This window comes from Nostoc sp. (genome assembly GCF_035638895.1).
In the GTDB taxonomy this organism is placed as follows: Bacteria; Cyanobacteriota; Cyanobacteriia; order Cyanobacteriales; family Nostocaceae; genus Nostoc.
On sequence record NZ_DASQZC010000312.1, the window covers coordinates 19,400 to 30,975 of the forward strand.

12 protein-coding genes are annotated in these 11,576 nt (G+C 41.6%); 5 read left to right on the forward strand and 7 right to left on the reverse strand.

Annotation, left to right across the window (positions count from 1 at the left end):
• Nucleotides 1-162: 162 nt before the first annotated feature.
• Nucleotides 163-1,134 (forward strand): solanesyl diphosphate synthase, encoded by a 972-nt coding sequence (gene sds / locus VE944_RS15225; protein WP_118163220.1) that lies wholly within the window; start codon nucleotides 163-165, stop codon nucleotides 1,132-1,134.
• A gap of 303 nt (nucleotides 1,135-1,437) precedes the next feature.
• Here sds and VE944_RS15230 read toward each other — a convergent pair whose 3' ends face one another.
• Complete coding sequence (locus VE944_RS15230; protein WP_324978374.1) at nucleotides 1,438-1,911, reverse strand: hypothetical protein; 474 nt, start codon at nucleotides 1,909-1,911, stop codon at nucleotides 1,438-1,440.
• A 204-nt stretch (nucleotides 1,912-2,115) separates the two neighbouring features.
• On the opposite strand from VE944_RS15230, the gene hetZ reads away from it, so the two are divergent.
• The 3 genes from hetZ (at nucleotide 2,116) to VE944_RS15245 (ending at nucleotide 7,236) form a co-directional block, all read left to right on the forward strand.
• On the forward strand, nucleotides 2,116-3,321 hold the full coding sequence (hetZ, locus tag VE944_RS15235; protein ID WP_229554061.1) for a heterocyst differentiation protein HetZ: 1,206 nt from the start codon (nucleotides 2,116-2,118) through the stop codon (nucleotides 3,319-3,321).
• Entirely contained in the window at nucleotides 3,314-4,285 is a 972-nt protein-coding gene (locus VE944_RS15240) for a PatU (RefSeq protein ID WP_324978376.1), read from the forward strand. Before hetZ ends, VE944_RS15240 begins: the two co-directional genes overlap by 8 nt.
• Nucleotides 4,286-4,920: 635 nt before the next feature.
• A complete protein-coding gene (locus VE944_RS15245; protein WP_324978390.1) occupies nucleotides 4,921-7,236 on the forward strand; it encodes a transglutaminase TgpA family protein in 2,316 nt (771 codons plus the stop codon).
• Nucleotides 7,237-7,484: 248 nt separating this feature from the next.
• On the opposite strand, the gene VE944_RS15250 is transcribed toward VE944_RS15245, so the two are convergent.
• From VE944_RS15250 to VE944_RS15270, 5 genes are all read right to left on the reverse strand, one after another.
• Nucleotides 7,485-7,823, reverse strand: a complete 339-nt coding sequence (locus VE944_RS15250) for a type II toxin-antitoxin system PemK/MazF family toxin (RefSeq protein WP_324978378.1) — start codon at nucleotides 7,821-7,823, stop codon at nucleotides 7,485-7,487.
• Nucleotides 7,823-8,059 (reverse strand): CopG family ribbon-helix-helix protein, encoded by a 237-nt coding sequence (locus tag VE944_RS15255; RefSeq protein WP_324978380.1) that lies wholly within the window; start codon nucleotides 8,057-8,059, stop codon nucleotides 7,823-7,825. Before VE944_RS15255 ends, VE944_RS15250 begins: the two co-directional genes overlap by 1 nt.
• 86 nt (nucleotides 8,060-8,145) lie before the next feature.
• The gene (locus VE944_RS15260) at nucleotides 8,146-8,352 is read right to left on the reverse strand and encodes an NINE protein (RefSeq protein ID WP_324978382.1); all 207 of its coding nucleotides are present in this window, start codon (nucleotides 8,350-8,352) and stop codon (nucleotides 8,146-8,148) included.
• Complete coding sequence (locus tag VE944_RS15265) at nucleotides 8,280-8,477, reverse strand: hypothetical protein (RefSeq protein WP_324978394.1); 198 nt, start codon at nucleotides 8,475-8,477, stop codon at nucleotides 8,280-8,282. The genes VE944_RS15260 and VE944_RS15265 overlap by 73 nt, the downstream gene beginning before the upstream one ends.
• A gap of 134 nt (nucleotides 8,478-8,611) precedes the next feature.
• Entirely contained in the window at nucleotides 8,612-9,292 is a 681-nt protein-coding gene (locus VE944_RS15270; RefSeq protein ID WP_324978384.1) for a uracil-DNA glycosylase, read from the reverse strand.
• Nucleotides 9,293-9,484: 192 nt separating this feature from the next.
• Here VE944_RS15270 and VE944_RS15275 point away from each other — a divergent pair, with 192 nt between their 5' ends.
• Nucleotides 9,485-10,183, forward strand: coding sequence for a phosphoribosyltransferase (locus tag VE944_RS15275; protein WP_324978387.1), 699 nt, complete (start codon nucleotides 9,485-9,487; stop codon nucleotides 10,181-10,183).
• A gap of 155 nt (nucleotides 10,184-10,338) precedes the next feature.
• Here the strand turns inward: VE944_RS15275 and VE944_RS15280 are convergent, their stop codons facing one another.
• Nucleotides 10,339-11,382, reverse strand: coding sequence for a tetratricopeptide repeat protein (locus VE944_RS15280; protein WP_324978392.1), 1,044 nt, complete (start codon nucleotides 11,380-11,382; stop codon nucleotides 10,339-10,341).
• Between the last annotated feature and the right edge of the window lie 194 nt (nucleotides 11,383-11,576).

Genomic DNA, 11,576 nt, shown 5'->3' on the forward strand with positions numbered 1-11,576 from the left:
AGCATAATTCCTTATTGACAAATACACTATTACCCTTAGGTATCACCTATAGACTCATGAAAATGGGATTACCTGATGAAAACTTTGCGCTGGCACAGGGTTATCTTAAAATGAGTGTAGGATATGTAAACTTTCGTAACCTAAGTCAGAGTCCGCCCATCCATGACCCCAGCCACCTCCCTGTTTACCCCTGTGGAAGCAGACCTGCGACTACTAGCAGATAACCTAAAACAGCTAGTTGGAAATCGCCACCCCATTCTGTTTGCAGCAGCCGAACATTTATTCGGTGCTGGGGGAAAGCGTATCAGACCAGCAATTGTCCTGCTAATATCGCGGGCAACAATGTTAGAACAAGACATCACGCCGCGTCATCGCCGCCTAGCTGAGATTACAGAAATGATTCACACAGCTAGCTTGGTACATGACGATGTGGTAGATGAATCAGACGTGAGGCGAGGCGTTCCTACCGTTCATAGTTTGTTCGGTAATCGCATTGCCATATTAGCAGGAGATTTTCTTTTTGCCCAATCGTCCTGGTATTTAGCAAATTTGGACAATTTGGAGGTAGTGAAACTCCTCTCAGAAGTCATTATGGATCTAGCTACTGGGGAGATCCAGCAGGGACTGAATCGTTTTGATGCTAGCATCTCTATTGAAACTTACCTTCAGAAGAGTTATTACAAAACAGCTTCGTTAATCGCCAACAGTTCTAAAGCTGCTGGGTTACTCAGTGAAGTTTCACGAGAAACTGTTGAGCATCTATATAGCTACGGTCGTCATTTTGGTATAGCATTTCAAATTGTTGACGACATTTTAGATTTCACCAGTACAACAGATACCTTGGGTAAACCAGTGGGGTCGGATCTTAAAAGTGGTAATCTGACTGCACCCGTTTTATTTGCTTTAGCCCAAAAACCATCCTTGGAAGTGCTAATTGAGCGAGAGTTTGCTCAAGAAGGGGATTTAGAGCAAGCACTAGCACTAATTCAAGATAGTCAAGGCATACAGCAGGCGCGAGAATTAGCTGCTCACCATGCGAAGCTAGCAATTGAACATCTTGCAGTTCTCCCACCCTCAGAATCCCACCAGGCATTGATTAATATAGCTGAGTACACACTGAGCCGCCTTTATTAAATCATTTACCAGTTAACAGGTACTTTAGGGGACTTTAGACCCCAAGCGAAACCTTCCACCTGTTCTTAGGTGGAGAAATTTTGCTTAATTGTCAGCTAAAATTTGAAAAATGTTCACTGATAACTGTTTGTTAACCAATTTTAGATTAGACGAAAAATTAAGCCGATCGCTTGCTTCTTTAAAGAACTAGAAGGTTAGTAACTGGCATTAATTTATTTTAATCAAAAACTTTTTCAAACAAATTTGAGATTTAAAATTTTGGATGTGGGATTGTATCTAAAAAATCCTACATCCAAGTTTTTTCTATGCAATATCAGGGGGTATCTGTTTAGGCGATCGCTGCTGTCGTAAGTGTTTCTGCATGAGTTTTTCTAGTTCAGTTCGTCGAATTTCAATGGTATGGGTGGTCTTACCCGGCGTCTCCAAAAAAACGATACTATCTACGGGTTCCAATGCCACCAATTGGAACAAAATATGGGTGACAGGGATAATTTTAGCTAGCATTTGAGGGTCAAGCCCAGCAGGGGAAATTAGAGAGACATCCTGTATGGTAGGAAAAGCGTAAACAACGCGCTTTTCCAATCCTGGATTAGTAAGATTGCTCAATGTAGTTAAAACCCAGCTCGATTCTGAATTTTGGAGAATATAGTACTGGGAGTGACGTAATTTTTGAGCGATCGTTCTAAGAGCAGGAGCAATTGCTGCAATCAAATTTGGTGTTATACCATCGCGGGGTGCATTGTCAATCAGCAATTGAATTTGTGCTTCTAAATCCATAATGACTTGTATACGGCTCCTGGGTAATGGCAATAACATCTATCAAAATGTGAACAATCCCATCGAAGTTGGGAATAATAAAATCAGCCATATTCTCAATATAGGATTGGTCTGCGTTTAGCTTATACGTAAAACCGAAAAAGCCAACACCCACAGTCGTACAGGTTGTATTTAAATACTTAGGGTCTTTTGAAAACCGAGACTATGAATTCAGCCGCAACCGCAACTATTCCATCTGCAAATATTCTGGGAGAAAATTCTAAAGGCGTGGAGGTGATCTTTCAACTCCTGTCCAGGGAGTTTCAACAATCAACCAAAGCTTCGGAACAGAATTGCCACGATGTAGCAAGACGTATTACCACCGAAGTCTATCGGATTTGCCAGGAAAGCAAACGTATCCAAGCTTCTGGATCTGTAGAAAGCTCGGCGATGACCCTAGCTCGGCATCGGCTACAACAGTGTCTCAGGTACTATCAGTTGGGTTCAAACCGGGGCAGGGTAGAATTACACAGTACTTTGAGTGCAATTATTTATCGATACATTAACCCGCCTCAGAAGCAATTGAGTTATCAAGGGCGACTGACTATAATTGAAGATTTTTTACAGAGTTTTTATCTGGAGGCATTGAACGCTTTCCGGCGAGAAAATCAACTTGGTGCTACTTATCGCCCTCAGACGCTTCTAGAATTGTCCGAGTACATGGCATTTACCGAGCGCTACGGCAAACGACGCATTCCCTTACCAGGCCGTCAGCAGCAGCTAATTATCTTGCGGGCGCAAACTTTTTCTCAACAACAGCCCCCAGAAACCAGCGTAGATATAGAACAAGCCGCAGAAGGCAGCAATAATGAAGGCGATGGTTGTTGGGAAGAACCAGCAGTGCATCAATTACGCTCCACAATGGCAACGCAAGCCGAACCCGAACCTGAAGAAGATACCTTGCGTTCCGTTGTAGTTACAGAATTAATGAATTATCTCGAAGAACGACAACAATCTGACTGTGCTGATTACTTTTCCCTCCGCCTCCAGGATCTCTCAGCACAGGAAATTGAGTCAATTTTAGGTTTAACCCCTCGTCAGAGAGATTACTTACAACAGCGCTTCAAGTACCATTTGATTCGGTTTGCCTTGTTACATCGTTGGGAATTAGTTCACGAGTGGCTAGAAGCTTCTTTACACACCAATTTGGGCTTAACTCCCCAGCAATGGCAAGTATATACAGCACAGCTGGACAATAAGCAACGGTCTTTACTAGAGTTGAAGCAACAAGGACAAGCCGATGAAAAAATCGCAAAAACTTTAGGGCTGTCAATGGCACAACTTCAAAAACGATGGTTTAAGATTCTTGAGCAAGCTTGGGAAATTCGTAACTCATTAGTGTCCGGATCAGGTGCATCTACTCATGAATAGTGACTCAGAATCCTTACAATCTCAGTGTCTCGGTTGGTTATTGACAGATGATGTCAAAAATTCTGACCAATCTGTAGAATGTGAGGAAAATGACGGGGTAAAAAACCTCCACAATGAAGCCACTGCTTCCAAAAACAGTGAGCCAAAATTGGGAGGAACGCCCCAGACCTTTCAATTAGGAGAAATTCCTACTGTGCTAGATCGTTTCCAAACTGTCCTTAAGAATCGCTTACAAATCCAAGCCCAAGATCACCCACCTTTATTTCCTTGGGAAACACAATTAATCGACTATCCCGATTGTGTTGATGAGCCGTCAATGACGCTCGTTCCTAGCTGGGGGTGGATGGTACAACAGTCGAAGCTGAACCTGCCACGTCCTTTACCGGAGAGAGTTTTCCAGCAATTGCTGGAAAAATGTCAATCAATGGTGACATCTTCAGTGCCTCTGGGAGCAAAATTAGTTCAAGTGGTGGAGAACTTTTTTCCCAACGAGTCTCAAGCACTAAATGATATCGCGGGATTGGTGCTAAGAAGCACCTATCGGTCTGTAAGTACTTTGGATATGCCCAATATTCAGAGCGATTATTCAGATTTACAACCGCGTCAACAAATGGCTTTGTCGTTGCTGGCAGCTAAACAACTGCTGGAAAATCTGACTCTACCACTTTCAGCAGCTAGCCCAGTGGTGGAAAGACAATGGCTAACCACTGTCGGTGATTTGAATATCAAAGTAGAGTATCAGTCTGTAGGTATTACGAAGTTACTTGTTCAGGCTGAGTTACCTGTTAAAGGAACTTTGACACTTCGCACAAGTGGAACTTTAGCAATGGCAACATCTTCAACTCCAGGATACTTAAGTGTAGAGTTAGGTTGCGAACAACTTAACCCAACTTATACTCTGGAAGTTGAGTTTCCAGAAGTAGACGAACAGTCGCTTTTATTTGTGATTAATCCCACTGCGTAACATTAACTACTACTGATAGTACTAATGCCGAATATCTTAAGGTAACTATTGCCTTAGGGATTTTTCAGTCTCTAGATCCTACTGACAACAGGGTGCTTACTTATACTTAAAGTGTGGTTAGAGGTTAGCAGTGGGTGTAAACTCACGCTCCATCCCATAATTAATTTTTTGTGGGTAATGGTCAGTCTACTGGGTTACTAGCAAAGCCTGGGGAACGAGTTAGTTTCTAGTGTTGTGCAGATTTCGTCTTTATTTTACCAAGCCACCAATTTTTCACAACGAATTTATTCGGTTGGATTGTTTTTTATACAAAATTATGTTCGCGCTTGGCGTTACAGTTGTCGGTAACGTCATATCATGTTCGCTTGATTACTTATTAAACCTGAAGAACCCCACCCCCAACCCCCTCCCCGCAAGCGAGGAGGGGGGTATGATGCTATCTCATATAATCAAATTTTTTAACATTTAAAACTCCTGTGAGGAATTTAATTTGTAAAATAGGCGCTAAACCTTTATAAATGCATCAAAGCAGGATAATAAAGCTTCTTGTAACGGGAATACTTTAAAGTAGGGCGAAGAGTTTCGTCCTCTCCGTGGAATTTTCAGTTAGACTCGAAATGCTTAACTTATCTAAGATGAATCGGTTTTGGCGTGTCCCTGTAGGTAATTTCCGGGGGCAAAATCCCCAGCGATCGCCTTTGATAGAGGTGGAAGATTCAATTTCCTTGCGGGTGCTGGTGCTAGCGTTGGTTGTTTTGGGAATTGTGGCGACGGATATCGCTGCCGAAACTTCCTTCAGTTTTTGGGCGTTACCCTTGAGTTTATTGGGTGCGATTTGGAGTTACTATCGTCGCCGCGATCGCAATGTTGCAGTTAAGTTTTGTATCGCTATCGGAATGTTAGTAGCACTGGGTGCTTTCTTTGGGCGATTAGTGGGAGAGTTGAATGATACACGGTTGGGTTTGGCAGAGTTATTAATTCAACTCCAGGTGTTACATAGCTTTGATACACCCCGCCGCAAAAATTTGGGTTATTCGATTGTTATAGGACTGATTTTATTGGGTGTGGCGGCAACCTTAAGTCAGACTTTAGCATTTGCACCTGTATTATTGTTATTTTTAGCGATCGCTCTCCCAACTTTAGTATTAGATTATCGCTCACGCTTGGGTTTGCAGCCATTAAAAACTGAAAAGGAAAAATTAAATCAGAAGAATTCCTCAACTCTTAATTTTAAATTTTTAATTGTGAATTTCTTCCTAATTGTCGGTCTGGGACTGGCAATTTTTGCTGTTTTACCCAGATTTCCTGGCTATCAGTTACGGAATTTTCCTGTAAGTTCTGCGATTCCAATAAAAGGTAATTTCACAGGACGTAGTATCATTAATCCCGGTTATGTCCGCCAAGGTAAAGGTGATAATCAAGGCAGTGGTACGGGACAAAATCAAAATGGTCAACCAGGTAAAGTAGATAATAATTTTTATTACGGTTTTAATAGCCAAATTAACCAAAATCTGCGGGGCGAGATGAAACCTAAAGTTGTGATGCGGGTGCGATCGCAAGCTGAGGGTTTTTGGCGAGTTTTAGGATTTGACCGTTATACGGGTAAGGGATGGGAAGTATCCCGTAATGAAGATGTTACAACAATCAAGCGATCGCCTTGGTCTTACCAAATTTTCCTGAATCGACCTTTGATTGCTGGTAAAACCCAAGAGATAGTACAAACTTATACAGTGGTGGCGGATTTGCCTAACCTAATTCCGGCGATGGCTTATCCCAAAGAGATTTACTTTCCCACACCAATGATCGCTGTTGATAAGGAAGACGGGTTGCGATCGCCTGTGGAATTATCAGAAGGACTCACTTATACAGTAATTTCTGAAGTACCATACCGCGATCGCACTAAATTACGTGAAGCTTCTACTAAATATCCACGAGATATTAAACAGCATTATTTGCAAATTCCTCCCGAAATTGCCGAAAAAGTTCGGCAACGTACCGAAGAAATTCTTGCTAACTATAGTCGGGAAGGGGTAACAAAGTCTTCTAAAAGCCTAAATTCAGCGTATGAAAAAGCTCTCTACTTAGCTCAATATTTAAAGCAACGTTACTCGCTTCCCCAAAATCCATTAGATTTGCCTTATTTGGGAGAAAAAGATGACTTAGTAGAAGCTTTTTTATTCAAATATAAAGGCGGTTATCCAGACCACTTCTCAACAGTTCTGACGGTAATGTTGCGTTCCATTGGCATCCCAGCCCGGTTGGTAGCAGGGTTTAGTGCAGGAGAATTTAATCCATTTACAGGGCTATATGTTGTCCGTAATACTGATGCTTATGCGATGACGGAAGTATATTTTCCTAAATATGGCTGGTTTGCTTTTGATCCGATTCCCAATCATCCCCTGATACCTCCATCAGTGGAAGATACTCAAACTTTTAGTGTGTTGCGTCAATTGTGGCATTGGGTTGCTGGGTGGTTGCCTTCTCCAGTGACAGGTTTGTTGAATAATATATTTGAGACAATATTTAAGTGGGTGATTGGAGCTATCGCTTGGTTTTTAGCTTTATTCTCTCAAGGTTGGTTTGGTGTATTGACTGGCTTAATCTTGGCAACTACAGCAGCTTTCTTTGGTTGGCTGGGTTGGGGACAGTGGCGAGAGTGGCGTAACCGTCGATGGTTAAAGAAATTGCCAGCGATGGAGAGCCTATATCAACAAATGTTGCAATGGACAACCCAAAAAGGTTTAGGTAAGCATCCAGCACAGACACCTTTAGAGTATGCCAAAGGATCATATCAGCATCATGCCCCAGCAACTGCTGAGGTAATAGATGAGATTAGCCAAGCCTATGTTAGTTGGCGTTATGGTGGCCATGCTCCTAATTTGAAGCGACTGCGAGAAAGATGGCAAGCTATCAAAAAGACTGCTAAGGCTGCTAATACCAATTCTGTATAAAGATGCGCCAAATTATATAAGGAACGAACCGCAAAGGGCGCAAAGGACACAAAGGAAGAAAGAAAATTTGGCGCAGACTCGCAAAGAAATGGTATAAGAACTTGTAAAATTTTCCTTTCTCTGGTTCCTCTGCGTTTGGGGTAGTTAATAGGTAATTTATTGAACCGCAACCGCAGAGGCACAGAGAACACAGAGATAATATATTAGAGAGGAATTGATTTTCGAGAGGTTAATCTTTATTACCTCACTTAGAGGTACAAAATTGTTCGCAGTCCTTCGTCTATTTCTTCTTGTAGATGTTCTGGTAGTGAGCCAACGCGCTCTACTAAAAACCTTTTGTCAATAGTAAAAATTTGAGACACATTAGCTACAGAATCTCTGAGTAAACCTGTAGCTTCATGCGGTAATAAAACATTGCCTGGTGCTTGTGCTAGCTGAGTATTAGAGGTAATGATTACGACGATTACCGTGCTGATACGACTTTGACTAAAAATATCATCTTGAACAATCAAAATAGGGCGACGATACCCAGGTTCTGAACCGAGTGGATCAGGTAAATTTGCCCACCAAATTTCTCCGCGATACACTACCAATCCTCACGGGGCAACGACATAAATTGTAACTTTGCCAATACTGGATCTAGTTCAGAGGACTCTTCAGAATAAACTGTATTCAGTTGATTCAACATCTGATTCCGGTTGTACTTTCGCAAATATGCTTTCAACGCTTTTGTGTAAAGTTCACTACGAGATACCCCTAACTCTCCAGCTAGTGCTTCTGCCTCTTCAAAAATTGAATCTGGAAGCGAAATTGCAGTTTTCATAACTCTGCTGCTTTTGGTCAGTATACTTTTAGTTATACCCTAGTTATACCAATTTTAAAATATTTGTGCAAAAAGTCTATTTTTCTTCATTCAGAACCAACCATTTTTACTGTTGACATAGGTTTGTACGAATTCTCGATCCGCTTTGTTAGGTAAATAATTCCCTCGATAATGCTAATGATAGCTATAATGAACGCACCATAACCAGCAGTAAACAGGGTTATAAAAAGCATGATAATGCCTTCTTTGGTGTAGCCCAGGATAAACTTATGAATACCCAATGTTCCCAGCAAAATTGCAAAAATTCCGGCAGATATTTTTTGCCTTTGGGTTGGAGAGATCGATTCATCAAAGCAGCAATAGCTTTCGGATCGCCTTGTTTAGCAAGTTGTAGGAGATTAGGTTGTACATTAGTCATGGCTGTCTATAGAGAAAGTAGTAAATTCTTATCCTAGAGTTCCCCAATTGAGCTTATCGCTCACGCTATCTACAGAAATTTACTTTCTCACAGTGGATAATCTAAAATCTAAAAATTGAGTCACTAGATGTTTATTAGCTGTTATTTTGGATTTCGTCTAACTTGGCACGTACTGCCTGGATATCCTGCCACATCAACCATTTAGGCGCACCTTTTTCCTTAGAGGGGTTACGTAACAAGTAGGAAGGATGAAAAATTGGCATACATAAACGTCCTTCCCACTCTAGCCACTGTCCGCGAATTTTCGTAATTCCCCGCTTATCGCCTGTGATGCTTTTGACAGCAGTTGCACCTGTTAACAGGATTATTTTGGGGTCAACTAAACGAATTTGTTCTAGTAAGTAGGGTAAACAAGCCGCCACTTCTACAGGTGTAGGAACTCTATTATCTGGTGGGCGACATTTGTTAATATTGGCAATGTATACATCATGCTCAGTAGTTAGATTCACGGATGCCAGAATTTTCTCCAGCAACTGCCCTGATCTGCCTACAAATGGTAAGCCGGTTTCATCTTCATTTTGACCAGGCGCTTCCCCTATAACCATAATTGGGGCTTTGAGATTACCGCGTCCGACAACAGCATGAGTCCGAGTGTCTCCCAATCCACAACGGTGACAGCTATTGCAATGCTGTGCCAACTCCGTCATGTCAGAATAAGTTCCCGGAGCGATAGCAATTTTAGCGTCTGTGGGAATCAGTTCTCGCTGGTTAAGGGTTGAGTCGTCGAAGAGGCTGAGTTGGGTTTCGCTGCTCATGAAAATTAGGATTTTGGCATCAGCACCATCTGTTTTATCTGAGTTAAATACTGCTCTAGTTGGAGATTTATCAGAATCAATAGACTTTTGCTGAATACTTAATTATTTATACAAATCTTATTGTATCAGTTAATTTGAGACAAAATTCAGTCATCATAAAAGCAGTACCGTCCTAATATGCTGGGGGAAACCATGTCACATACCCCGCTTTTCGCTGATCGCACCCATGCAGGTGAGGAATTGGCGCGAGTCATTCATGATGTTTTGACTCAGCAAACTATTGATTCTGGGGTAAAGCCTGTACCAATTGTTTATGCTTTGCCAAGAGGGGGTGTACCAGTAGCAGCACCAATAGCACGTCTTTTGGATTGTCCGTTGACAATTGTTGTGGCGAAAAAGATTAGCCATCCAGAAAACTCAGAGTTAGCAATTGGTGCAGTGACTACTTTCGGAAATGTTCTTTGGGCTGATCAAAAGCTATCTCGCCTTAAAAATGATGCGCGGTGGCGAGAAGTAGCTTTAAATAAAGCGATAAACCTTGCTAAGTCTCTTGAGGCTTTATTAATTCCTGCTTGTCCGCAGGTGAATGTAGAGAATGCTACGCTGATCTTAGTTGATGATGGCATTGCTACAGGTATGACAATAGCGGTAGCGGCAACTGCTCTCAAAACCCTTTCTCCAACAGCAGTTTGGCTATGTACGCCAGTAGCGCCACAAACTTTGCTACCCTGGTTAGAACAGTGGGGCGATCGCACCATTATCTTGCAAACACCGGAACCCTTTCGGAGTGTGAGTAATTTTTATGCAGAATTTCCCCAAGTAGATATGTTAGAAGTTCTCGCGTATCTCCAGCAACAAAAGACAATGGGAGAAATTGACCGATGCGAGTAATTTCATATTATTAACTCTTTATTATTCCTTTCCCTATCTTGCTTTTTAACGATTTTTGGGCGTTTTTGTCAAGAGAGCTAATGGCATTAGCAAGTTTTGTGGCTCTTTCTAAATCCGCATTACGAATTACGTAGCTTGCTCGCAGGAGGCGAGTATTACAAATTATTTGAAGATGTTCCTTGCTGGTATTGCATAGCTTTGGCATAATCACCCAAGGCGTAGCAAGCAGCTTTGAGACGATCAAGAGCTTCTTCTTCACTGCGCCGATCTTTGATGTTTCTAGCTAACAGCAAACGTTCTTCATAATACTTAATGGCTTTGTTGTAGTCACCCAAAGCTTCACAAGCAACTCCTAAGTTACCTAAAGACTGTTCCTCGCTACGCTTGTCTTTAATTTCTCTAGCTAATTGCAATCGTTCTTCATAATACTTAATAGCTTTAGCATAATCACCTAAGGCATAACAAGCATTCCCTAAATTCTTTAGCACCTGAGAAGCACTGCGAACATGTTTTAAGGAACGTGCTAGTATTACACACTGTTCATAATAGGCGATCGCTTTTGGGTAATTGTCCAAAGCATACCAAGCATTACCCAAATTTTTGAGTACCTGTTCCTCGCCCCAGTTATCTTTGAGTTCCCGGACAATTTCTAGGCTTTGCTGCTGATACTCAATTGCCTGTATAAAGTTACCCGAAGCTTTATATACCAATCCTAAATTATTCAGTGCTGCTACTTGACTACGTTTGTCTTGCAGGTGTTGCGTTATTTTTAAACACTTTTCCAAAAATTCAATAGCCTTGTTATGGTCATTTAGGTGACGGTATGCATTCCCTAAATGGGAAAGTGCTTGCATTTGCACTACAAAATCTGAGGAGTTCTTGACCAAAGACAAACACTGTTCGGAGTAAGAGATAGCACCTTTGTAGTCTCCAGATGTGTAAGTTACAAATCCTAAAAAAGAAAGTGCCTGTGCTTGTTTTTGCAAATCCCCAACAGACTGAAACAGCGCTAAGGATTGTTGTAAGGACTTCAAAGCCCCTATTAATTCACCAGCTTGCTGCTGTTGAATTCCTTGCCGTAGTAGCTTGGATGCTTCCGATATGTCATCACTTTCCTGTATAGGTAGTATTTCTGCTTGTGAACCAGAGTCAAATTCATGGGTAATTGTATTACGCTTCACTGATTTTAAGTATGTTATGGGTAATTATAGGGGAACTGTATTTTTCGATCTGTTATTCCATTCGCCTTTAGACATCAGCCCTTTCCTGTTCAGTCTGGTGCTAAATCTAGTGTTCCCAAAACCACAAGGTATCTTTCATCAGGTTGATTTAGCACAGCGTGAGCTATTTATTGGAATTTTTGTATTCCAGACTTGGAAAATTATCAGCAACA

Bases quoted from the DNA above. Each gene is read 5' to 3' on its own strand.
- sds (WP_118163220.1), top strand. From the start codon at position 163: ATGACCCCAGCCACCTCCCTGTTTACCCCTGTGGAAGCAGACCTGCGA.
- VE944_RS15230 (WP_324978374.1), bottom strand. From the start codon at position 1,911: ATGGATTTAGAAGCACAAATTCAATTGCTGATTGACAATGCACCCCGC.
- hetZ (WP_229554061.1), top strand. From the start codon at position 2,116: ATGAATTCAGCCGCAACCGCAACTATTCCATCTGCAAATATTCTGGGA.
- VE944_RS15240 (WP_324978376.1), top strand. From the start codon at position 3,314: ATGAATAGTGACTCAGAATCCTTACAATCTCAGTGTCTCGGTTGGTTA.
- VE944_RS15245 (WP_324978390.1), top strand. From the start codon at position 4,921: ATGAATCGGTTTTGGCGTGTCCCTGTAGGTAATTTCCGGGGGCAAAAT.
- VE944_RS15255 (WP_324978380.1), bottom strand. From the start codon at position 8,059: ATGAAAACTGCAATTTCGCTTCCAGATTCAATTTTTGAAGAGGCAGAA.
- VE944_RS15265 (WP_324978394.1), bottom strand. From the start codon at position 8,477: ATGACTAATGTACAACCTAATCTCCTACAACTTGCTAAACAAGGCGAT.
- VE944_RS15270 (WP_324978384.1), bottom strand. From the start codon at position 9,292: ATGAGCAGCGAAACCCAACTCAGCCTCTTCGACGACTCAACCCTTAAC.
- VE944_RS15275 (WP_324978387.1), top strand. From the start codon at position 9,485: ATGTCACATACCCCGCTTTTCGCTGATCGCACCCATGCAGGTGAGGAA.